The sequence below is a fragment of the Bacillus sp. NMCC4 genome (assembly GCF_002998555.1).
Taxonomy (GTDB): Bacteria; Bacillota; Bacilli; order Bacillales; family Bacillaceae; genus Bacillus.
In genome coordinates, this window is the sequence record NZ_PVRA01000006.1 from 48,790 (window position 1) to 69,880 (window position 21,091).

General features: G+C 42.4%; 24 protein-coding genes and 1 pseudogene. 14 read left to right on the forward strand and 11 right to left on the reverse strand.

All coding sequences use genetic code 11. The annotated features are described in order from the left end of the window. Positions 1 to 8 precede the first annotated feature (8 nt). The 3 genes from sbcD to C6Y02_RS13350 are packed head-to-tail and all read left to right on the forward strand — an operon-like array spanning position 9 to position 4,895. Complete coding sequence (gene sbcD / locus C6Y02_RS13340; protein ID WP_060595952.1) at positions 9 to 1,184, forward strand: exonuclease subunit SbcD; 1,176 nt, start codon at positions 9 to 11, stop codon at positions 1,182 to 1,184. After that, positions 1,181 to 4,576, forward strand: coding sequence for an AAA family ATPase (locus C6Y02_RS13345; protein WP_106031477.1), 3,396 nt, complete (start codon positions 1,181 to 1,183; stop codon positions 4,574 to 4,576). The genes sbcD and C6Y02_RS13345 overlap by 4 nt, the downstream gene beginning before the upstream one ends. A gap of 19 nt (positions 4,577 to 4,595) precedes the next feature. Further along, positions 4,596 to 4,895 carry a hypothetical protein gene (locus C6Y02_RS13350; RefSeq protein WP_060595954.1) on the forward strand — a complete coding sequence of 100 codons (300 nt, stop codon included), beginning with the start codon at positions 4,596 to 4,598 and terminating at the stop codon, positions 4,893 to 4,895. 46 nt (positions 4,896 to 4,941) lie between these two features. Here the strand turns inward: C6Y02_RS13350 and C6Y02_RS13355 are convergent, their stop codons facing one another. From C6Y02_RS13355 to C6Y02_RS13390, 8 genes are all read right to left on the reverse strand, one after another. Further along, on the reverse strand, positions 4,942 to 5,160 hold the full coding sequence (locus C6Y02_RS13355; RefSeq protein ID WP_003211468.1) for a spore germination protein: 219 nt from the start codon (positions 5,158 to 5,160) through the stop codon (positions 4,942 to 4,944). A 22-nt stretch (positions 5,161 to 5,182) separates the two neighbouring features. Continuing rightward, positions 5,183 to 5,614, reverse strand: a complete 432-nt coding sequence (locus C6Y02_RS13360; RefSeq protein WP_060595955.1) for a spore germination protein GerPE — start codon at positions 5,612 to 5,614, stop codon at positions 5,183 to 5,185. Further along, positions 5,614 to 5,790, reverse strand: a complete 177-nt coding sequence (locus C6Y02_RS13365) for a hypothetical protein (protein WP_060595956.1) — start codon at positions 5,788 to 5,790, stop codon at positions 5,614 to 5,616. Before C6Y02_RS13365 ends, C6Y02_RS13360 begins: the two co-directional genes overlap by 1 nt. Continuing rightward, positions 5,787 to 6,401, reverse strand: a complete 615-nt coding sequence (locus C6Y02_RS13370; protein WP_066031066.1) for a spore germination protein GerPC — start codon at positions 6,399 to 6,401, stop codon at positions 5,787 to 5,789. The genes C6Y02_RS13365 and C6Y02_RS13370 overlap by 4 nt, the downstream gene beginning before the upstream one ends. Positions 6,402 to 6,432: 31 nt before the next feature. Beyond that, entirely contained in the window at positions 6,433 to 6,666 is a 234-nt protein-coding gene (locus tag C6Y02_RS13375) for a spore germination protein GerPB (protein ID WP_060595958.1), read from the reverse strand. Positions 6,667 to 6,680: 14 nt separating this feature from the next. Beyond that, entirely contained in the window at positions 6,681 to 6,902 is a 222-nt protein-coding gene (locus C6Y02_RS13380) for a spore germination protein (protein ID WP_003211745.1), read from the reverse strand. Positions 6,903 to 7,029: 127 nt separating this feature from the next. Then, positions 7,030 to 7,191: an aspartyl-phosphate phosphatase Spo0E family protein gene (locus C6Y02_RS13385; protein ID WP_012009503.1), complete on the reverse strand. Its 162-nt coding sequence runs from the start codon at positions 7,189 to 7,191 to the stop codon at positions 7,030 to 7,032. Between the two features lie 122 nt (positions 7,192 to 7,313). Then, positions 7,314 to 8,408, reverse strand: a complete 1,095-nt coding sequence (locus C6Y02_RS13390; protein ID WP_106031478.1) for a CotH kinase family protein — start codon at positions 8,406 to 8,408, stop codon at positions 7,314 to 7,316. A gap of 205 nt (positions 8,409 to 8,613) precedes the next feature. Here C6Y02_RS13390 and C6Y02_RS19800 point away from each other — a divergent pair. The 4 genes and pseudogenes from C6Y02_RS19800 to C6Y02_RS13405 all read left to right on the forward strand — a co-directional run. After that, positions 8,614 to 8,688, forward strand: a pseudogene (locus tag C6Y02_RS19800) (CotG/ExsB N-terminal domain-containing protein); the annotation flags it as partial. A 232-nt stretch (positions 8,689 to 8,920) separates the two neighbouring features. Beyond that, on the forward strand, positions 8,921 to 9,259 hold the full coding sequence (locus tag C6Y02_RS19805) for a hypothetical protein (protein ID WP_189318264.1): 339 nt from the start codon (positions 8,921 to 8,923) through the stop codon (positions 9,257 to 9,259). A gap of 41 nt (positions 9,260 to 9,300) precedes the next feature. After that, positions 9,301 to 10,206, forward strand: coding sequence for a fumarylacetoacetate hydrolase family protein (locus tag C6Y02_RS13400; RefSeq protein WP_106031480.1), 906 nt, complete (start codon positions 9,301 to 9,303; stop codon positions 10,204 to 10,206). 92 nt (positions 10,207 to 10,298) lie between these two features. Beyond that, positions 10,299 to 10,667, forward strand: coding sequence for a YisL family protein (locus C6Y02_RS13405; protein ID WP_034663442.1), 369 nt, complete (start codon positions 10,299 to 10,301; stop codon positions 10,665 to 10,667). Positions 10,668 to 10,705: 38 nt separating this feature from the next. On the opposite strand, the gene C6Y02_RS13410 is transcribed toward C6Y02_RS13405, so the two are convergent. Then, positions 10,706 to 11,233 (reverse strand): DUF2777 family protein, encoded by a 528-nt coding sequence (locus tag C6Y02_RS13410; protein ID WP_106031481.1) that lies wholly within the window; start codon positions 11,231 to 11,233, stop codon positions 10,706 to 10,708. A gap of 156 nt (positions 11,234 to 11,389) precedes the next feature. Between C6Y02_RS13410 and asnB the strand changes: the two genes are divergently transcribed. From asnB to C6Y02_RS13430, 4 genes are all read left to right on the forward strand, one after another. Beyond that, positions 11,390 to 13,231: an asparagine synthase (glutamine-hydrolyzing) gene (gene asnB / locus C6Y02_RS13415; RefSeq protein WP_034663432.1), complete on the forward strand. Its 1,842-nt coding sequence runs from the start codon at positions 11,390 to 11,392 to the stop codon at positions 13,229 to 13,231. Positions 13,232 to 13,378: 147 nt separating this feature from the next. Next, positions 13,379 to 14,896 (forward strand): phytoene desaturase family protein, encoded by a 1,518-nt coding sequence (locus C6Y02_RS13420; RefSeq protein ID WP_106031482.1) that lies wholly within the window; start codon positions 13,379 to 13,381, stop codon positions 14,894 to 14,896. Next, entirely contained in the window at positions 14,893 to 16,368 is a 1,476-nt protein-coding gene (locus C6Y02_RS13425; protein WP_106031483.1) for a phytoene desaturase family protein, read from the forward strand. The genes C6Y02_RS13420 and C6Y02_RS13425 overlap by 4 nt, the downstream gene beginning before the upstream one ends. After that, positions 16,361 to 17,200 carry a phytoene/squalene synthase family protein gene (locus C6Y02_RS13430; protein WP_106031484.1) on the forward strand — a complete coding sequence of 280 codons (840 nt, stop codon included), beginning with the start codon at positions 16,361 to 16,363 and terminating at the stop codon, positions 17,198 to 17,200. Before C6Y02_RS13425 ends, C6Y02_RS13430 begins: the two co-directional genes overlap by 8 nt. A gap of 25 nt (positions 17,201 to 17,225) precedes the next feature. Here C6Y02_RS13430 and C6Y02_RS13435 read toward each other — a convergent pair whose 3' ends face one another. Beyond that, a complete protein-coding gene (locus C6Y02_RS13435) occupies positions 17,226 to 18,602 on the reverse strand; it encodes an MATE family efflux transporter (protein WP_060595966.1) in 1,377 nt (458 codons plus the stop codon). 113 nt (positions 18,603 to 18,715) lie between these two features. On the opposite strand from C6Y02_RS13435, the gene C6Y02_RS13440 reads away from it, so the two are divergent. The 3 genes from C6Y02_RS13440 to C6Y02_RS13450 all read left to right on the forward strand — a co-directional run bounded on the left by C6Y02_RS13440 (position 18,716) and on the right by C6Y02_RS13450 (position 20,528). Next, positions 18,716 to 19,582, forward strand: coding sequence for an AraC family transcriptional regulator (locus C6Y02_RS13440; protein ID WP_060595967.1), 867 nt, complete (start codon positions 18,716 to 18,718; stop codon positions 19,580 to 19,582). 14 nt (positions 19,583 to 19,596) lie between these two features. Beyond that, positions 19,597 to 20,154 carry a GNAT family N-acetyltransferase gene (locus tag C6Y02_RS13445; protein ID WP_106031485.1) on the forward strand — a complete coding sequence of 186 codons (558 nt, stop codon included), beginning with the start codon at positions 19,597 to 19,599 and terminating at the stop codon, positions 20,152 to 20,154. 113 nt (positions 20,155 to 20,267) lie between these two features. Continuing rightward, positions 20,268 to 20,528, forward strand: a complete 261-nt coding sequence (locus C6Y02_RS13450; protein WP_081311424.1) for a hypothetical protein — start codon at positions 20,268 to 20,270, stop codon at positions 20,526 to 20,528. Here the strand turns inward: C6Y02_RS13450 and C6Y02_RS13455 are convergent. Further along, complete coding sequence (locus C6Y02_RS13455; protein WP_066031057.1) at positions 20,523 to 21,059, reverse strand: serine O-acetyltransferase; 537 nt, start codon at positions 21,057 to 21,059, stop codon at positions 20,523 to 20,525. The genes C6Y02_RS13450 and C6Y02_RS13455 overlap by 6 nt on opposite strands. Between the last annotated feature and the right edge of the window lie 32 nt (positions 21,060 to 21,091).

The window sequence follows — 21,091 nt, forward strand, 5'->3', positions numbered from 1 at the left end:
TGAATCACATGAGGATTCTGCATACAGCGGATTGGCATTTAGGGAAAACCCTTGAAGGTCGAAGCCGGCTTGATGAGCAAGCACAGTTTTTAGATGAACTGTATCAAATCGTGAAAGACGAACACATTGATGTCATTGTGATGGCCGGTGATGCCTTTGATACAGTGAATCCGCCTGCTAGAGCAGAGCAGCTTTTTTATGAAAGTCTATCTGCCTTATCTGATAAAGGAAAACGGCAGGTAGTGGTCATCTCAGGCAATCACGATAATCCGGATCGCTTATCAGCCGCATCTCCTTTAACAAATGATCAGGGTATTCATTTAATTGGATATCCGACAAATGACATCATCCGTGTCGATGTTCCTTCTTCGAGTGAACGTTTATCCATTGCAGCACTCGCTTATCCGTCTGAGGCTAGACTAAATGAGGTGCTGGCTGAAACATTTGAAGAGAAAGTGCTTCGTGATCATTACAATTTAAAAATTCAACAAGCGTTTCAACATTTAAGTACTCAATTCCAGCCGGATACAGTTAATATTGCAACAAGCCACATTTATGTGGCAGGAGGAAGTCAAACAGATTCAGAAAGACCGATTGAAGTAGGCGGCGCATATACCGTTGCGGCTGAAAGCCTGCCAGAAGCAGCTTGCTATGTTGCACTTGGTCATTTGCACCGCCCGCAAACGATCAAACGTGCCAAAACGATTGCCCGGTATTCTGGATCACCTCTTGCTTATAGCTTTTCTGAATCAGGCTATGCCAAATCAGTCACAATTGTAGAGGCAAAACCTAATGAAAAGGCAAGCTGGAAAGAAGTGTTTTTATCAAGCGGAAAACCACTTGTGAAATGGAAGGCGACTGAGGGACTGAGTCAAGTGCACGAGTGGCTGGATGAAAAACGTGATCTTCAGGCGTGGATTGATTTAGAGATTCATTTAACAGACCAGCTCTCTATTGAAGAGATTCATCAGCTCCGTAAGCAGCATAGTGGGTTTGTTCACATTCGACCAAAGTTCAAAGAACTACAGCAAATAGAAGAGCAAAAGCAAGTGGAAAAGCTCTCGATCGAAGAGCGGTTCGTGAAATTTTATGAGCGCCAGACAGGTGGCGGTCTACCCGATGAAAAAACAGTCAAACTGTTTTTAGAGCTAGCCAATGAAATGCAAGAGGAGGAAGCGACTTGAAGCCGATTACGCTGACCATTAAAGGACTTCATAGCTTCAGAGAAGAACAAACAATTGACTTTAGCTCATTATGTGATGCAGGTGTGTTTGGCATATTTGGACCGACAGGAAGTGGAAAGTCGTCCATATTAGACGCCATGACCCTGGCACTCTATGGCAAAGTGGAACGTGCGTTAAATAATACACATGGTATTTTGAACCAAGCGGAAGAAAAGCTGTCGGTTTCCTTTACATTTGCTTTGCAAAAGGAACACCATATTTCTTATAAAGTTGAACGTGCTTTCAAACGAGCGGATGAAATGAAAGTCAGAACGACATTATGCCGCCTGATTGAAATCGGTGATACGCAGACCGTTCTCGCAGATAAAGCGAGTGAGGTCAATCGTAAAGTAGAAGAATTACTCGGATTAACCATTGATGATTTTACGCGAGCGGTTGTCTTACCTCAAGGGAAATTTGCAGAATTTCTCTCCCTAAAAGGGGCAGACAGACGTCAAATGCTTCAGCGGTTGTTTAACTTGGAAAAGTATGGGGATCAGCTCGTCAAGCGTTTGCGTGCAAAAGCTCAGAATCAATATGGGCAAAAAAATGAACTGCTGGCTGAACTGAATGGTTTAGGGGAAGCTGGCCCAGAGGCGCTGGCAAAAGCAAAGGAAGCAGCAGAGCAGGCAAAAGCCATTTTTCATGAGAAAAAACAAGCGCGGGACGAAGCGTTCACTGCTTTTACAAAGGCGCAAGCGATCTGGCAGTATCAAAAGGAACAAGAAGCTTATGAGACTGAACAAAACAAACTGAATCTACTGGCACCATCAATGGAAGAGAAAAAGGCCAAGCTCAATATCGCAGAGCAGGCAGAGGCGCTAAAGCCCTATGCGGATGCATTAACAAAGGCTGAAAAACAGCTTTCTCAAGCATCAAAGGAGAAGCAGGAAGCAGAAAAGCAGCTGCTGCATCAACGAACGATCTATGATCAAATGACGCATGAGTATGAGCAAGCCCGGCAAAAGAAAATAGAGACTGAGCCAGAACTTCTCCAAAAGAAAGAGCAGCTGATTCATCTAAAGGAAATTGAACGAAAAAAAGAGACAGCTTTTCAGGAAAAGACAGGAATAGAACAGCAAAAAAATGAAAAAACGCAGCAATTCATACAAAAGAAAAAAGAAGCGGACAATCTTCAATCTCTATTAGAGCGTGCACTGACGAAACAAACACAGCTGAAGCATGAGCTGGAGCAGTTACAAGTCTCAGTAAAAGAACGGAAAAGTGTACAGGATGCTTTACGTTTAAGTGAAAATGTTGAAAGAATAAACCGCAGCATTCAAAAAGAAAAGCAAAAGCTGGAGGAGCTCAAAAAGCGAGCCTCACAGACTTCAGAAGCATATGAAAAGCTTCAAAAACAGCAAAACGACCATCATGAAAAAATAGACCAATCGTTTCAAGCAATTGAACACCTCTATTTTTATGTATGTGAATTCGAACGAGCTCTAACAGAATGGAATAAAAAAGAACAACATCAGAAGCTCGAAAAATTAAAACAGCGTGATGTTGTAAGGGCGGCTGAATTAAGAAAAGAATTAGCGGCAGAGCTAGTAGATGGTGAGCCATGTCCGGTTTGTGGATCAATTCATCATGATCCAAAGGCTTTGGAATCCAATGACCATGAAGAAACCGTGGCACAAGTCGATGAAGTCATTCAACGGATGGACAAAGAGCTCAAGCAGGCAGAGGAGTATGCGAGAGACATGTATGCCGCAAAGCAGCTCCTCGAAACGAATGCCAATCAATTAGTGAAACAATTCGCTTTCTTATCTCAGAAAGCCCCGGGAGCAGAAGTAGCTGCAGCAGTAGAAACCGTACAAAATCCGCAGTCTTTGCAGGATCTGATGCAAGAATGGAGAGGCATAAAGCAGGATATTCAAGAAGTTGAACGTAAACGAGCTCGTTTAATGGATGAAACGCATAATCAAGCAGCAGAGATGAGCAAGATGAAAGAGCAAATGACTTTTGAACAGCAGCGCATCGAAGAATTAGAGGTGCTGATCAAAGAGCTTCAATCTGAGCTTTCAGAGCAAACGACTCAATTTGAACAGGCCTTCCCTCATTTTACATTGAATCAAGTACAAGAGCTGCAAAAGCAAATCGATGAAAAGGACCAACAAGCGGAAGGCTATAAAGAACGTATTGAGAAAAGCATTTCGTTTTTGGAAGAAAAACAGCTAGCAAAAGAGCAGCTGCAGACAGCGATATACAATGTCGAGAAAGAACTTGATAAACTAGCGCATCAGCTAGAAAGTCAGCATCAGCTTATCCATCAATATGAAACAGATTTAGGCCGATATCCATTAAAAGCTGCCTCTATTTCTGATGAACTTATTGAGGTTGAACATTCTCTTGCTCTTCTTTATGAAAAAGAACAGCAATCGTACAAGCAATTGCAGCACGCACAGCAGTTGTTTAGTGAGGCGCAAAGCCATTTTTCAAGCAGTGAGCGTCAGCTTCAAGAGGCGAACCGGCGAAAACAAGAAGCAGAAGCAGCATGGGAAAAAGAAACAGAATCCTCTCCTTTTCATATGCCGCAGGAAATTGAGTCTGCTTCAATGGAACAGGCAGTACGTCAATCGGTCAAACAGGAAATGGAGGAATTTGAGGATAAAAGAAAGGAATGTGCCGCAAACTTAAAGCGAATTTCTGAATTACTGAAAGAAGAGTCACTGGATGAAAAGCAGTGGACTGACATTCAGCACAGAAAAGATGCAGCTGAAAAAGCATTGGAAGAAGCGACAGCAATGAGTGGGTCCGCACATGAACACCTGCGTGTGATTGAAGAAAATCATCAGCGCTTTGCAAGTATTCACGAACGCTTGGAAGCACTGCAGCAAGAAATTGATCGCCTCGATAAACTGCAAACCGTTTTTAAAGGGAATACGTTTGTTGAATTTTTAGCAGAAGAACAGCTGGAAAGTGTCAGTCGTGATGCATCCGCCCGCTTGGGTATGTTGACGAGACAAAGATATGCGATTGAGGTCGACTCAGAAGGCGGCTTTGTTATGCGTGATGATGCAAATGGTGGTGTCAGGCGTCCTGTGTCCAGCTTGTCCGGCGGGGAAACCTTCCTGACATCGCTGGCGCTTGCCCTTGCTCTTTCTGCACAAATTCAGCTGAGAGGTGAATTCCCGCTGCAATTCTTTTTCCTTGATGAAGGATTCGGTACGCTCGATCAAGACTTGCTTGATACGGTCATTACCGCATTAGAGAAACTGCAGTCTCACAATTTAGCAGTTGGTGTGATTAGCCACGTGGAAGAATTGAAAATGAGACTGCCGAAGAAACTGATTGTCCATCCAGCAGATCCAAGCGGGAAAGGGACAACGGTCTCAATGGAATTAATGTAATTGTTGAGGTGATGACAGGGTGGCAAAGCAAACCATTGGATTATGTGAGCTGTGCGGAAGACAAAATGTCCTGCTCACAGAACACCACTTAACACCAAGAGAAGAAGGTGGGGCTTTTTTAGCGACTGCCTTCCTGTGTATCCCCTGCCATAAACAAGTGCATGCACTCTTTACAAACCAGGAGCTTGCCGCACGCTTGAACACACTTGATGCACTAAGGCAGGATGAAAAGCTTGCTTCGTACATCAAATGGATTCGAAAACAGCCGGCAAGCAAGCTGGTTAAAACAAAAAAATCGAGACAACGCAGAAAAAAATAAGCATAAAAAGCGCTCCTCTAAATGAAATGACTGTAGAGGAGCTGCTTTATGCATTGCCTACCATATTCTGATCATTTAAGTCAGGATCCACATAGTTGGTGGCGCTAATGCCATTATTTAATATCAAGAAATCTCCGGTATTTCCCGCTCCAGAGCCTAAAGCAGATTTTGACGAACTTTTAGGCGACAGGTAGAATGAGTCACCGACGTTTACGACGCCTCCAGAAATAGAGTTAATGTAAATGGGTCCGACAATTGCTGGCATAATCGACATCCTTTATTCGAAGTCATATCACCATCATATGCGTAGGTAGATCCATTTGTGAGTTTGGCGGACTTTCGTCGTTGCTAAATAACTCTCGAATATGCTTCACTCTTGCAACGCCATTCACTCCACACGTAGAGCCAATTTGAAACACAGAGGAGGAAGACACCCCTTCTACATGTATTGAAGACACTTTAATCACAGGCTTTTCATGGTAAAATGCTGTTCTGACGGATCGTTCCGGCAGCATCAATGGAATAGGCTCATAATACACTTCAAATTCTTTCGCATTTAAGTTTTCTGCTTCATTGCCATAAAACAAACTAATGGTTCGTTGAACAGCTAACACCTTAACCTTCGGGCATAGCTCCTGAGTATCACCGATTTGAACAACACTTGAAATCCCCACAGAATTCACCTTCGTGAAACTCACTTGAGATGTGCGCTTTATCATTATCGAGGTGCCAGAGGAACAAACGGGCCAATGATAAGAGATTCTGGCGGTGTATCAAAAATGGAGGATAATTGTACATGATCTGTGTCCCCGATGATAAATAGGGAAGAGGACGAAACCCCAACTACTTTAATGCATCCGGTCTCGATGTTGCGGTTGACGACTGTGAAATTCATCCGTTTTCCTCTCCTTTCGTTTCATTTGGAATATGGGCTAAGAAATGCTCAATCGCTCGTTTGACATCATGCTTCACATATTCAGCAATTTGCTCTGAACGCTGCAGCGGGGTCATATCTTCCCGGTGCGGGAGCTGTCCTGCATAGTATTTGATTCTGCTGTCAATTTGCTTGCGAATGTCCTCAATGATGTGGTGTTTGTTGCTCTCATCAAGAGACCCTTCATATCGCTGCTCTAGCTCTTCAAGAAGTTCTGGCGCTTCTTCATTTAAGAATGCGTCGACAAGCTGGCGTGTTTGATTGAAAAATTGATCAGCCATTTCTTGCTGCATCATTCCAATACCCGGGGTTGTTGTTTGGCCCACTTCAAAGTTTTGAACACTGTTTGGATCAGATGGATTGAGGCCGATGTTCAGTGTGCCTTCAAGCCGCTCGATTTTCAGTTGATCAAATTGATAATCAATCCGTTCAATCGTCGTTGTCGGTTTATCTTTGATCATTTGCATTTCCTGCTGAAGTTCGTTAAGCCTTTTTTCAAGCATCATAATTTGTTGTGTTTGCTTTTGAATGATGCCATGCACCTGTGAAGCGTTGCTTTGATAATCATACATTGACATACACCTCCGGGGATAGCAGATGAACTTAAGTTGTTGGTGACTGAAGCGGTACAAAAGGTGTTGTGATTGCGCCTTGGGATTCTTCAATTCCTTGTGTACCTGCTGCGGCAGGTGCTGCTTCTACGTAGCTGCCCGTGTTATACAGATTAGAAAGAGCTTTAATTGAACCAGCGCTCCCAATTTGCAGCACAGAGGAGTTACTGACAGACTCTACACGCAAATAATTAATTTGTATCGCTTGATTAATATAGAAGTTCAACGGATTCTCACTCCTTACAAGTTACCAACAAGCGGTTGATCAATGACATCACTGTCGTACGTATTTGTCACACTTTTATAGTTGCTAATGCGCAATTGATCACCAGTGTTAAAACTGCCTGCGCCAGCAAACGTTTTAACCTGACTATTTGGAGAAATGGTGATGCAGTCTCCAACATGAACGACTCCGCTCGTTCCGACGGCATTTACTTTAAAGGCTCCAACAATAGCCGGCATAGCGGTGCACATCCTTTATAAAAATAAGGCACTTTGTTTTTGGGCGTTTCACCATAGCTTATGATGGGTCTTTTAATGTGTGATTGTCTTTTTGAAAGCTTTTGATGAGAGGAATTAGGTGTATGGTTTACCCTTTTTTAGAGCATTCATTCGAGGTGTATTTGATGCCTTTATTTAAGAGTGTATCAAGCTCTTGACTGCACCTGATGGTTTCTTCGGCATTCATCCCGAATTTTTTTGCTGTCTCAATTAAATGTAATCTTTTTTGTTCAATTTCATAATTGATCATAACGGACGCCAACTCTCACATTTTTTATATAATAGAAGGATATGGTTAGTATACCCTATTTTTCTATAAAAAAAGCTGTTTCGTCAATATGAGTAATAAAGTGACAAAATTCGAAAGCGTCCTTACGTGCCATATATCTCTTTTCTTATTTCAGCCTGTAAATAACGTCGTCTTTTGTTGATATACTGCCGGATGACCTCTCGTTCTGATTGTAGGATGTCTTTTCGATCTCTCGTATAAGGATCATCTCCAATTCGGTTCTCGATAGAGGCATGCCATTTCTCGATGATTGGACAAAGCCGGTCTTCTAAAAAATGTGTATCGAGTACATGCTGAAAAAGCGTGTAATAGGCTCTCTTAAATGAAGGGATATCTAGTAACCTAGCAGTTAAAGTATTAAAGCCGTTTACTGGAATATAATCAAATGCCATTTCTTCTCCATGAATGTCACGGCCCCATGTCGCATCATAATCCCAAGGAAGTACTTGAAATTTTCCTTGTTCATTCACATAAAGAGCGTAGTTATGGACAAAGCCGTCAAAGTTTTGTGTGCACACGACACCAATGAGCCAGCGGAAATACTGTGTTACATCTAGGTATTGCTCAATTTTTTCTGCAAATATGTCATCTTTCGCTGTGTTGAGAAAGTAAATAAATTCACTCAGCTGCTGATCGTGTTGAGAAGTCCCCGTTTTTTTCTCGTACCCGAGGAGAAGGTGTTTTTTGGGCTTTTTATCAAACGAACTCAAAAGGGAGAAGTTGGCATCGTCATCGACTGCATAATAAATGCCGCCTCCTGAAAGCTGCCTTTTCTGAAAAAAGTGCTCATCGACGGATTCTATTTTTAAATAAATGCCTTCTTTTCTACCATTTATAGTGAGAAACACATGAGAAGCAGCAGGGCTTAGCACCCCTATCTGCTCGAAGAAATAAAAGGACAGCCTGTTTCGGATAAACGAAGGGTCATTGTACTCTGCATTTAAATGAAAGATAGATTCGCCTTGTCTTTGCTTTGGCTTACGATATTCAATTTGATAGGACTTTTTTTTCAGCTTTCTAATGTGAGACCCGCGGTATGAAGCATAAATATGTGATTTGATCTGGCCGGTTTTCAAAATGGCCTCAACAGGTTCGTCGTTCCATATGTCTTTTCTTAATTCAATCAGGTCCTTTGGATGAATCCAAATATCCATTTGCTTTAAAGGTTCTGTGGTCATGCGTTCATCATCCTCCTATGCTCTTCTTTACGATATGAAAATGAAGGAATGTCCTGTACCCGTTTGTTAGGTATTCATGGAGTTTTAAAAGAAAGGGGCATCCGCCAAGAACACTTGTCTACCAAGTCTCGTAACATAAAGCAGAGAAGATAAACAGCTTGATCTGTTTGTTTTGTCAAAGTATAGACTGGGAGGGGAATCGTTCGTGAGCACATTTGATCATTCACATATTGAACATGCAGTGGATTCACTTCGAAGTGAAGGACGTGATCATCACTTAGATCGTGAACCAGAATCGAGACGATCGCACAAGTCAGCACGTTCTCGCCATTCAAAACGCCGTCATTGGTTCTTTGGTGGAGGCGGATGCCGTAAATCACACCGCAGTAAAAAAAGCTGTAAGAGCTATCGTTCGAAAAAAAGTCGCTGTTCAAAGAAAAGCGTGAAAAGTGAGAAACCATGCAAAAGTAAAAAGTCGTGCAAAAGCAAGAAATCTTGCAGAAGTAAAAAGAGTGAACCGAAAAAATCATGCCGCAGCAAACACAGATCCCATCATAAGAAAAGCTGCCGCAAGTCACATCGCAGCCATCGATCTAAACGATCTCATCACCATAGAAGCTGCCATCGATCTAAACGATCTCATCACCATAAACGCAGCCGCTCTTGCAAAAGATGTGGAAAGAAAAAGCATCATTCCCACAGCAGAGGAAATGTTGATCGCAAATGGGACCAAGGGAACATGTGGGAGTATCGCCGCTACCGCTAAACATCAGATCATCTTTTTTGAAACCCTTTTTAAAAGAGAGTATGATAAAAAAGGGTTTTTTTTATTTCATAGAGAAATAAAATGAGACATCATCACTTAGCGAAATGAAGATTGTGAGGGGAAGACATGAAGTTTTTTACAGGTGAGATACATAGCAGAATGTTTATTGGGGTAGTGATTGATGATGAATGGGTCATGGACGTCAAAAAGGCAGAAGCCAAATTATTTGAGCTTGAGACACTGCCAAACTCTTTAGCTGAATGTATTAATATGGGGGACAAGTTTGTTGTGCATGTCAAACAGCTCCTTGACTGGGCTGAGAAAAAAGAAGAAGACCGCGGTTCTTATGTATATCCGCTTTCGGAAGTGAAACTCCATGCGCCGATTCCAAAGCCAGCTAAAAACATCATGTGTGTTGGAAAGAATTATCAAGATCATGTCATGGAGATGGGAAGTGCAGCGGATATTCCTAAAGATGTGATGATCTTTACAAAGGCACCTACTTCAGTCGTTGGACATGAAGCGGATATTCTCCTTCATGAAGATGTGACCAGTGAGCTGGACTATGAAGGGGAGCTTGCGATCGTGATGGGCAAATCAGGGAAGAGTATTCCACCTGAAGAGGTCCGTGATTATCTATTCGGTTACACCATTTTAAATGACGTAACGGCAAGAGATTTGCAGAAAAAACACAAACAATTTTTCATAGGTAAAAGCTTAGATACAACCTGCCCGATAGGACCTTATATTGTGCATAAGTCAGTGGTCGAGGATCATGGTGCGCTCCATGTGGAAACAAAGGTAAACGGAGAGGTTCGCCAGTCTGCCAGTACAGAATTAATGATTTTCTCCATCGAGAATATTGTTTCTACTCTTTCAAAAGGGATGACACTAGAAGCTGGTGACATCATTGCAACGGGAACACCTTCTGGGGTTGGCAAAGGCTTTGAACCGCCTAAGTTCTTAGCTTCAGGGGATCGAATTGACATCACGATTGAGCCGATTGGAACGCTATCGAATCGCGTCAAATAAAGAGTGCGATGACACAGGATTGTCGCTTTGTGTTCGACTTATTTCGTGGTACGATGAGAAGGTAATTGTTCTGATAAAGGGGGAAATAACAGATGGGAACGCATTTACATATTACAGCATGGGTGCTAGGGATTATTTTATTCTTCGTTGCCTTTGCTCTAGCAGGTAAAAATGACAAAGGTGCTAAAATTGTGCACATGATTGTCAGACTATTGTACTTGATCATTATCGCAACAGGCGTAGAGCTGTATGTTCGCACAGGAATGAAAATTCCAGGTTTCGGTGGCGAGTATATCGGTAAAATGATTCTCGGTATCCTTGTGATCGGCTTCATGGAAATGGTTCTTGTACGCAAGAAAAAAGGAAAATCGGTGACTGGTGTATTGATTGGTTTTATCGTATTCGCCATTGTGACCATTCTTCTCGGTTTACGTCTGCCGATCGGTTTCCATATCTTTTAACATAAAAAGGGCATTGCTTATACGAAGCAGTGTCCTTTTTATATGCCATCAAACTGTGAAACCGACCGGTGACCGTCAGAAGTGGTCCATTCAAAACGAATTTGACCTGCGGCGGAGTCATGGTGACATTGAAGGGCAAGTGATTGTGAATCTGTCGAAAACTGAAAGAAAGAAACTCGTTGAAAAGAATGAAAGGAGGAGAAAACACAATCGTAGACGGAAAAACCAAGCTGCTCTACCTGTGCAATGATTTCATAAAAAACGTTTTCAGGAACGAACATCAGGAGGTCAAGCCATCCTTTGGCAAGTGATGCCGTATATTGAATCACTTCACCGCCTTGTACTTCTACTAGCTGCCCACTTTCATGAAGTATCATGGACCCGAGCAGTTCCCCTTTTGTCCACCTGCCATTTTCCTTCAAACAGATCATCGTGCTTTGAAGACTTTCTGGCAGCATGATGTCTCCTTCTTCATCTTCAATCAGACAATACCCGTTTTCAATCAGTAAATACCCGCTGCACCATCTTCGACTGCAGCGTTCAAGCTGCTTCATTCGTTTTTCCATTTGCAAAAGCTCCTTTCCTCTTTCTTTTCTTACCAAATCATGCTTGTCCTATACGCCCGAGAAAAAAAGGACAAATCAACTATCAAGGAGACGATGCATAAACTAAGAAAGGCTGAATGAGAACACTTGAGGAAAAACGGATGGGAGCTGATGATGATGTGTGGAATAACAGGCTGGGCAGACTTTAAAAAGCAGCTCATCCAACAGGATCATGTAATCAATCAAATGACAGATACATTATCTAAAAGAGGGCCAGACGATACAAATACGTGGAAAAGTGAGCACGTTCTATTTGGGCATAAAAGGTTAGCGGTTGTAGATGTAGAAGGCGGAAAACAGCCGATGACATATACACATCAAAACCATGCTTATACCGTTGTATACAATGGAGAGCTCTATAACACAGAAGATATAAGAAAAGAATTGTTAAAAAGGGGCCACCGCTTTCTTGGACATTCTGATACAGAGGTTCTTCTTCACGCCTACACAGAATGGAAGGAAGAGTGTGTGACCCATTTTAATGGTATTTTTGCATTTGTGATCTGGGATAGTGAGCGTGAATTATTATTTGCAGGGAGAGACCGGCTCGGCGTCAAGCCATTTTTCTATACAGAACGTCATCATTCCTTTTTATTTGGTTCGGAAATCAAAGCGCTACTTGCTCACCCTGATATGAAAGCAAAAGTCGATCATGAAGGATTATCGGAGATCTTTGGTTTAGGACCGTCTAGAACACCAGGGCAAGGAGTGTTTAAAGGGGTAAAAGAGCTGAGACCTGCTCATGCTTTGACTTTTTCAAAAGACGGACTGCGTGTGTGGAGATACTGGAATGTCAAAAGCAAGGCGCATACGGACTCACTTGATGACACCGCCCAGCACGTCAAGCATCTCTTTACAGATGCCGTCACAAGACAGCTCGTTTCTGATGTGCCTGTTTGTACATTTTTATCGGGTGGCGTCGATTCGAGTGCCATTACCGCCATTGCCGCTAAGCACTTTGAGAAAATAGGGAAAGCACCGCTTCATACGTATTCGGTTGACTACGAAGGAAATGATCAATTCTTTGAAGCAAGTCAATTCCAGCCGAATGCTGACGGTCCATGGATTGACCGCATGACCAAGGCGTTTCAAACGAATCATCACAGCTGCGTCATTGGACAAAAGGAGCTGGCTGCTTATTTGAAGGAAGCGGTTGAGGTCCGAGACTTACCGGGTATGGCAGATATTGATTCTTCTTTGCTTTGGTTCTGTCGAGAAATTAAAAAGGACTTTGTTGTCGGTTTGTCAGGTGAATGTGCGGATGAAATTTTTGGAGGTTATCCTTGGTTCCATGCGGCAAATGAAACGAATGGTTTTCCTTGGATGAGATCGACGGAAGCTAGAACGCAGCTCTTACAAGATTCGTGGCAAAAGAAGCTGTCACTAAGAGAATATGCACAAAGCAAATATGAAGAAACCGTGGCTGAAACGCCTCTTTTAGATGGAGAAACTGGAGTGGATAAAGCCCGGAGAGAACTTTTTTACTTAAATATGGTCTGGTTTATGACAACGCTGCTAGATCGAAAAGACCGAATGAGTATGGGGGCGAGTCTTGAGGTACGAGTGCCATTTGCAGACCATCGCCTTGTCGAATATGTGTGGAATATTCCTTGGGAAATGAAAATGCATGGAAATCGTGAAAAAGGGGTTTTACGAAAAGCATTAGAGGGAATTTTACCGAATGAAGTACTTTATCGCAAGAAGAGTCCTTATCCGAAAACACATCATCCAGCCTATACCCAGGCTGTGAAAGAGATGTTAACAGATTGCCTTGCGCAAAAAGATTCTGTCCTTCACGAATTTCTAGATGCACATCAATTAAACCAGCTGATTGAAACGGAAGGAGCCTCCTTTCAAGTGCCTTGGTATGGCCAGCTCATGAAGGGCCCGCAGTTAATCGCTCATCTGGCGCAGATTCATCATTGGTTTGAAACGTATCGAATTGATATAGAAGCGTAATAAAGGGTCGGCTTTCTTACATTTGTTGAAGGGAAGCCGGCTTTTTTAATACATAGCATGAGACGAATAGAGCACATCAAAAGTTGATCTAATCTTTCTAATTTGTATAATTAACTTAAAGTGAATTAATTTGGAGGAAAAAGGATAATGAAAATCATTGTGATCGGAGCAGGACCAGGGGGACTTGCGGCAGCTATGATGCTTCAAAGCAAAGGACATGATGTTCAGGTATACGAAAAACAGCCCTTTGTTGGCGGACGTAACTCTAAGTTTCAACTCGGTGATTTCACGTTTGATACGGGTCCTACCTTTCTCAGCATGATTCATATTGCAGAGGAGTTGTTCACCTTTGCTGGTAAAAATCTTTATGACTATATTGATGTGATCGAATTAAAAGAAATGTATAGATTGATTTTTCAAGACGATCAGCTAGATATGATTCGAGATCGTGATGAAATGTATAGACGGTTAGAAGCCTTTGCACCTGGTGAGGGCGAAGGGTATTTACGATTTATGAACGATACAAAGCGCAAAATGGATCAGCTTACACCTATTTTACAAAGTAAAATGGATCGTTTTCATCACTATTTGCGTCCAAAGGTGCTCAAAGCACTTCCGCAGCTTTCATTGAATAAGAGTTTATATGATGTGCTGTCAGATTATTTCTCAAATGAATCAGTGAAATATGCGTTTACATTTCAATCAAAGTATTTAGGCATGTCACCGTGGGAGTGCCCTGGTGCTTTCTCCATTCTATCGTTTATGGAACATGACACAGGTGTTTTCCATCCGAAGGGCGGGGTCAATCAGCTGTCAGAAGCGATGGCAAAAGCAGCGGTTGAAGCTGGAGCGACGATTCATCTGTCAGCTGGCGTCGAAAAATTGCTGACGGAAGGCAGGAAAGTAAAAGGCATTCGCTTAGAATCTGGGGAAGAAATACAGGCAGATGAGGTTGTCGTAAATGGAGACTTTGCACATGTGATGACAAAGCTTGTAGAGCCAGGACTTTTAAAGAAATATAGCGAGAAAAAATTAAAAAAGAAAAAATTCTCATGCTCCACCTTTATGCTTTATTTAGGATTAGATACCATGTATGAGGAGCCGCATCATACCATCGTATTTTCCGATGATTATGCTCAATTTGTCAAAGGCATAACGAAAACGTATGAGCTGCCAGATGATCCTTCTATTTATATTCAAAATGCAAGTGTCACAGATGACTCGCTTGCGCCAAAAGGAAAGTCAGCTCTTTATGTGCTGGCACCTGTTGCCAACAATCAAAGCGGTATTGACTGGGAAGCGCATCAAGATGAATTTAGAGAACTTGTGCTGGACACACTTGAGCGAAAAACCGGTTTTAAGAATGTGAGACAGCATATAGAAGTCGAACGGATGATCACACCGAAGCGATGGGAGGAAGACCTTTACGTATACGAAGGAGCTACATTTAACCTTGGCCACCAGCTGACGCAGATGATGGTCCTAAGGCCGCACAATGAATTTGATGAATTGGACCATTGCTGGCTCGTAGGAGGAGGGACGCACCCAGGAAGCGGGCTGCCGACCATTTTAGAATCAGCACGTATCACGACAAATGCGATTCTTTCAAAAGAGAAACATACGCACAAAACATTGCCGCACCAAGAAAAGGGGAGTGCCTCATGAAAAAACATATATTGATTGCAGGTGGCGGGATTGGCGGGATGATCTCAGCACTTTATTTAAAAAAAGCTGGACATGATGTCACGCTTGTCGAAAAAAATGAGCGACTTGGCGGAAGACTTGCTTTTGTACGTGAGAAAGGATATAAAGTAGATGAAGGTCCGACCATTGTCCTACTTCCTGATATGTTAAAAGGTATTTTACATGAGGTTGGAATGGACGAAGCATCTCTTGATCTTTTGCAGCTTGATCCGCTGTATACGATTCAATATCAAGATGGAACCTCCTACACGAAGTACTCTGATGCATTTCGTCAGCTAGAGGAAATCAGACGTGTATTTCCAAAGGAAGATCAAGGATTTCTAAGGTTTATGGAAGAAATGACAGACCGTTTTCAAGAAGGGCAGCAAGCCTTTCTAGAGAAATCATTTCATGAAAAACGTACATTTTTTACAAAAGCAAACATGAAGATTTTAATGAAATTAAAGGCGTATCGAACGGTTCAAAGTGCTCTGAAAAAGTATTTCTCAGACGAACGCCTGCGAGATGCATACGCACTGCAAACCCTCTATGTCGGAGGGAACCCGTATGAAGCATCTGCTATTTATTCGCTCGTTTCATATAGTGAGCACGCACATGGAATCTACTATTTAAAAGGCGGCTATGCGAGCTTAGTAGATATACTGGAGAGGCAGCTCATAAAAATGGGTGTGCATGTAAGAAAAAATGAAGAAGTCACGGAGCTAGAGTTTGAGGGGAAACGCGTGGTTAGAGCAAAAGTCAGTGACGACCGTATAGCAGCTGATGCATTTGTGATCAACGGAGATTATCCAGCTGCGTTAAAACAGCTTGGTTTAGACGAACAAGATCGGCGTAAATACGTGCCGTCTTCTGGCTGTGTGATGGTGTATCTAGGGTTAAACAAGATGTACCATGATGCGCCTGTTCACCAATTTTTTATGGGCGAACACTTTGATCAGCATATGAAAGAGGTTTTTCAAACGAAGACGATCCCTCAAGATCCGTCGTTTTATACGTTTAATCCATCGATTATTGATCCATCTCTTGCCCCGGAAGGCTGTAGTGTTTTATATATGCTGATTCCCGTTCCCTCAGGAGATCATATCAACTGGGAAGAGGAGACGGATTTTGTAGAGAAAATGGTCGATCGTCTTGAGAAAAGAGGCTTTCCAAGATTGCGAGAGTCGATTGTCTGGAAAAAAATCAGAACACCAAATGATTCCTTGCGAGAAGGATTGTTTGAAGGCGGCAGCTTTGGACTTGCGCCTAACTTGTTTCAATCAGGTGTCTTCCGCCCGCAAGTGAAGGTAGCTGAGACGGGCAATCTTTATGCGGTAGGTGCTTCCATCCATCCTGGCGGCGGGGTGCCGATCGTGATGCAAAGTGCGAAGCTGATGGCTTCTGTGCTGTTAAAAGATTTGAATGACAGAAAGGAAGTGAAACTAAGTGGTTGATGTACAAACAGCATTGAAATTGTGTGAGGAGACCATTCAAACCCATTCCAAAACGTTTTACCGTGCCTTTTCCATGCTGCCTAAAAAGAAAAGACAGGCCGTCTGGGCTGTGTATTCCTTTTGCCGGAGAGCAGATGATATTGTAGATGAGTCCCCCTCACCAAAAGAGGAGCTTGCCTCCTTTCGAGAGACGTTTGATCGATTTTTACATGGTGAGGTAGATCGGAATGATCCGATGTGGGTAGCGCTAGAACATACATTTCAAGAGTTTCGTATGGATGAAGCCCCGTTCCGTGACTTGCTCCAAGGTCAGGAGATGGATTTAGAGCAGCACCGGTATGAAACGTTAGATGAACTGCTCATCTATTCCTACCATGTGGCTAGTACCGTTGGACTCATGCTGCTTCCCATTATTGCACCGCGTAAAAAAGAGCAGCTGAAAGAAGCAGCGATTTCATTAGGGATTGGCTTGCAGCTGACCAACATCCTTCGTGACATCGGCGAGGATAAGGCTGAAAGAGACCGCATTTATTTGCCAAAGCAAGTCATGGATCAATTCGGATATACAGAGCAAGAATTGCAAGAAGGCATTGTCAATCAAGCATTTCAGCACGTATGGGAGTACATTGCCTTTGAGGCAGAGGCATACTACGAGGAGTTTTTTGACCATCTTCATGAATTCCCGCTTTATTCACGTATACCAGTGAAAGCAGCTGCTCACTTTTATAAAGCCATTTTAGATAAAACAAGAGAAAATGAATACCGCGTGTTTACACAGCGATTATTTATTTCAAATCAGGAAAAAGCACTTACTTTAGAAGATATTACGTAAAAAAGGACTGCACCCGCAGTCCTTTTTATGTGGAAGAAAAGCGATACTCTGTCCATACCCTTGAACGCCACCGCCTATACATAAAGATGCCTCTTACCCATTCATCCACGATAAAAGAAATCCAAACTCCAATGAGACCCATCTCAAGCTGAATGCCTAAAAAGTAAGCGATCGGAAGCCCAATGCCCCACATTGAAATCATCGCCATATACACTGGAAACTTCGCGTCACCAGCAGCCCGCAAGGAATTAATAATGACCATATTAAAAGAACGGCCAGGTTCCAAAATAATTGTCAATAGGAGGAGTGTGGCGGCGATTTGAATGATCTCGCTGTTGCTAGTGAAGAAAGCAAGCAAATGCGTCGATGATAAAGATAAAGCAGTGGAAGAAAGAAGGGAGATGCCAATGGCCCAGTATAAGCTTTTCATGCATCTGTGATAGGCAGCATCGAATTCCTTCGCCCCAATATGGCGCCCGATTAAAATTTGTGTCCCTTGGCTAATGGCTGCACCAAATAGCATAATGAACATCATTAAATTTTGAGTATAGACCTTTGCTGCTAATGCCTGCGTCCCCATAAACGTAATAAACAGTGTAATGATCATTTGAGAGCCGTTATAAGAAAGCTGCTCTCCAGCAGAAGGAATCCCGATTTTCAGAAGCTTTTTTAAATGTGTCCGCTGGATGTGAAACATCTTCTTCAGTGAAAAGCGTAATCCAATTCGGCGGCGTACAATGAGGATCATTGCCATTAATCCGATCAACCGAGCAAGTGAGGTAGAAAAAGCGACCCCCATCACACCTAATACGGGGAAGCCAAACGGACCGAAAATGACCAGATAGTTACCGGCAACGTTTAGCAAGTTCATTCCGATGGTGACATACATCGTATCTCTTGTATATCCGTAGCTTTTTAAAATAGCACTATACGTCATAATGAGCGCTTGAATAAAAGAAAGCAGTCCGACAATTTGTAAAAATACCGCCGCATCCGGCATGAGCTCACTTGATAGGCCCATCAGGTGTAAAATGGGAACAGCTAATACAAACATGAGAAGACTAATGACAAAGCTAATCAAGAAGTTGGTTCCTAGTGAGACATAGGCGACTTGAGTCGCTTCCTGCCTGCGGCTAGCTCCTAAAAGCTGCGCAATCACAATCGTCGTTCCAGTTGTAATGAAACTGAACATGACAATCAATAAATTCAGGAGCTGGTTGCTTACACCAACTGCGGCAACACTATTATCGGAATATTGACTGAGCATGAGGGTATCCGCGCTTCCCATGAGCATATATAAAGAGATTTCAATAAAAATAGGCCAAGTTAATGCAAATAATGAAGGATGGGTTTTCTTACCCCTAGCTTGAACCTTTTGAATTGGCAGTGATTGAGGTTTCATCAATCAACCTCCTTTCGTATAAATCCGATTTATAGTGTACCTTGCATCGACTATAATAAGAAGAGATGAAACCGAAACTTATTGGAGAAATCCGACTTCATAAGGGGATGAATATGAATCGATTTATTACATTTACTGTACCGCCGTTCCCGGTTTATATTGCTTCAGGCAAAGGTGTATTTCATCAAGGAGAAAGACATATCTCTAGAACCTTCACTGTGTTTGATCTTCTTTATGTCACAAAGGGGGAACTATGGATCACAGAAGACAGAGAGGCTCATCACGTAAAAGAAGGAGAATATATCATTCTCTCACCTGGCTTGTCTCATGGGGGACACCTGCCATGCGAAGAAGAAACTCACTATGAGTGGCTGCATTTTTCAATTGATCCATTTGAGTTGACGAATCGGCTGAGAGAACACTGGTTTGATATGAAACAAAATCAAGCCACCTTTGAAAAGCCGGCAACATATGAATTTAGCCTGCCTCGTATAGGAAAAGTGAAAGGAAGAAATGTGTTCGAAAAACATCTTTCAGCAATGCGTGCACTAAATGATGACGCGTCTGAACTGCCGCTGAAAAAGCAGCTTCAGTTTGAGGAAATGCTCATTCATTTACAAAAAGAAGCATTTCATATTCCAAGTGCAAAGGAGAATGTCGCCTCAGAAGTGGTTCATTATCTTGAGCGTCACTTTATGAAGAAACTACAAATGGAAGAGCTTGCAGAGAAGCTGCATTATCATCCTGATTACATGACAAGGTGCATGCAGACGGTATATGGACTGACGCCAAACCAATACATCAATCGTCTCAAGGTCGAAAAAGCCAAAAGCATGCTTGCCTCAACGAATGATAAAATCGCAGCTATTGCTGATCACGTAGGCATTGACGACCCTACTTATTTTTCTAAACTGTTTCGGCAAAACGAAGGCATGACGCCTATCGAGTACCGTCATCTAGCAAAAAGAACGACAAAGTAAAGGAACGTGAACAGATGAAAAGGGAAAAGGAAGAGCATGTGAGCATACAAGCATTAAACGAAGCCGATTTAGAGATGGTATGGCATTTAAAATTCAAAGCACCAGATCAGTCCTATCGAAAGTGGAATGCCCCATATTTTTATGAACACGAAATCCCGCTTGCTGCATTTAAAAAACGATACTTACAGGACACATCCATTCCGCCAAAGCTATATGGCATTGAAATAGACGGCGAAATCAAAGGCACCGTGTCATATTATTGGGAGAATGAACGTACACGGTGGCTTGAATGCGGCATTCTCATTTATGACTCGCGCTTTTGGAGCGGTGGCGTTGGGACAAAGGCGTTAAGTCTATGGACTGATGAGTTATTTACACACATTGATATCCCTCGAATTGGTCTTACCACATGGTCGGGAAATGAACGGATGATGCGGTGCGCAGAGAAATGCGGATTTGTCCTTGAGGGGAGACTGCGAAAGGTCCGTTACTATCAAGGAGAATATTATGATTCGATGCGCTATGGGATGCTGAGAGAGGAATGGAAAAGCCTCCCGCGACATGCTACTTAACAATGATGAATCGTTTTAGGACAAAAGGATCGAATGTTTGAATAAACTGAAGAAGAAGGGGGGCTAAAAAGCATAATAGAGAACATGTAATTTACATAAGGAGGAGTTTGAACGTGAGAATTACGGGGTTATTCGTTTCACTTGCTGTTGCCATTTATTTATGGTTTGATGCGCCAAAGCATGATAAAGACAAATGGCTGTGGGCCATTTTAGGTGTCCTATTTAGTACCATCGTTCTCGGTATTTATTTGATCAAGACAGAGAGGAAGGGACTTGGCTGGACCATTCTCATTTTAACGATCTTGTTTTATCTCATGCTGCTCATCTCTGTTTTGATCGGTATCATTCTTTTTTATCAGGTGAGTCCTTCATGAAGAAGGGCTTTTTTCTTTTACCTTTTGCGCAGGCACACCTGCAATAACAATCTTCTCCTCGTGAAAAGAACGGTTTACAACAGCATTTGCTCCGATTGAAATATGATTTGCAATATAGATGTCCCCAAACAGCTTAGCACCAGGGCCAATCCATACATGATCCCCAATGGTTGGCACATCCTTTTCATGATGGTTCTGACCAATATTCACCCCTTGATGAATATCACAAAATGCCCCAATTTTTGCATGCTTGTTCACAATTAAGAGACCCGTATGATTGATTCTAAGGCCAGGGCCGAAGACACCAATCGGAATATCAAAGCCAAGCTGCATGCCTTTCTTTTTATGTAAATAGCGATAAAACCATTTGCGAAGTGTAGCGCCGCTATTAGAATAGTATTCATATTTTCGTAAAATCCTTTGATATTTCCATATATCATCCCCAAACCACTTAGGTCTTTTGCGCTTAATGGCTAATGCTTTCTTGTCCTGAGCTAAATAGTGGTGAAGATCATGCTTTGTTACAATCATCAGATCCCTCTCCAATCCCTTTTGTTTCAGAG

What these genes read in the sequence shown, in the direction of transcription:
- C6Y02_RS13365 (WP_060595956.1), bottom strand. Translation starts at nt 5,790, where the DNA reads ATGAATTTCACAGTCGTCAACCGCAACATCGAGACCGGATGCATTAAA.
- C6Y02_RS13440 (WP_060595967.1), top strand. Translation starts at nt 18,716, where the DNA reads ATGAATCGATTTATTACATTTACTGTACCGCCGTTCCCGGTTTATATT.
- C6Y02_RS13385 (WP_012009503.1), bottom strand. Translation starts at nt 7,191, where the DNA reads ATGATCAATTATGAAATTGAACAAAAAAGATTACATTTAATTGAGACA.
- C6Y02_RS13400 (WP_106031480.1), top strand. Translation starts at nt 9,301, where the DNA reads ATGAAGTTTTTTACAGGTGAGATACATAGCAGAATGTTTATTGGGGTA.
- C6Y02_RS13370 (WP_066031066.1), bottom strand. Translation starts at nt 6,401, where the DNA reads ATGTATGATTATCAAAGCAACGCTTCACAGGTGCATGGCATCATTCAA.
- C6Y02_RS13360 (WP_060595955.1), bottom strand. Translation starts at nt 5,614, where the DNA reads ATGATAAAGCGCACATCTCAAGTGAGTTTCACGAAGGTGAATTCTGTG.
- C6Y02_RS13435 (WP_060595966.1), bottom strand. Translation starts at nt 18,602, where the DNA reads ATGAAACCTCAATCACTGCCAATTCAAAAGGTTCAAGCTAGGGGTAAG.
- C6Y02_RS13455 (WP_066031057.1), bottom strand. Translation starts at nt 21,059, where the DNA reads ATGATTGTAACAAAGCATGATCTTCACCACTATTTAGCTCAGGACAAG.
- C6Y02_RS13380 (WP_003211745.1), bottom strand. Translation starts at nt 6,902, where the DNA reads ATGCCGGCTATTGTTGGAGCCTTTAAAGTAAATGCCGTCGGAACGAGC.
- C6Y02_RS13355 (WP_003211468.1), bottom strand. Translation starts at nt 5,160, where the DNA reads ATGCCAGCAATTGTCGGACCCATTTACATTAACTCTATTTCTGGAGGC.
- C6Y02_RS13390 (WP_106031478.1), bottom strand. Translation starts at nt 8,408, where the DNA reads ATGACCACAGAACCTTTAAAGCAAATGGATATTTGGATTCATCCAAAG.
- asnB (WP_034663432.1), top strand. Translation starts at nt 11,390, where the DNA reads ATGTGTGGAATAACAGGCTGGGCAGACTTTAAAAAGCAGCTCATCCAA.
- sbcD (WP_060595952.1), top strand. Translation starts at nt 9, where the DNA reads ATGAGGATTCTGCATACAGCGGATTGGCATTTAGGGAAAACCCTTGAA.
- C6Y02_RS13425 (WP_106031483.1), top strand. Translation starts at nt 14,893, where the DNA reads ATGAAAAAACATATATTGATTGCAGGTGGCGGGATTGGCGGGATGATC.
- C6Y02_RS13420 (WP_106031482.1), top strand. Translation starts at nt 13,379, where the DNA reads ATGAAAATCATTGTGATCGGAGCAGGACCAGGGGGACTTGCGGCAGCT.
- C6Y02_RS13445 (WP_106031485.1), top strand. Translation starts at nt 19,597, where the DNA reads ATGAAAAGGGAAAAGGAAGAGCATGTGAGCATACAAGCATTAAACGAA.
- C6Y02_RS13410 (WP_106031481.1), bottom strand. Translation starts at nt 11,233, where the DNA reads ATGGAAAAACGAATGAAGCAGCTTGAACGCTGCAGTCGAAGATGGTGC.
- C6Y02_RS13405 (WP_034663442.1), top strand. Translation starts at nt 10,299, where the DNA reads ATGGGAACGCATTTACATATTACAGCATGGGTGCTAGGGATTATTTTA.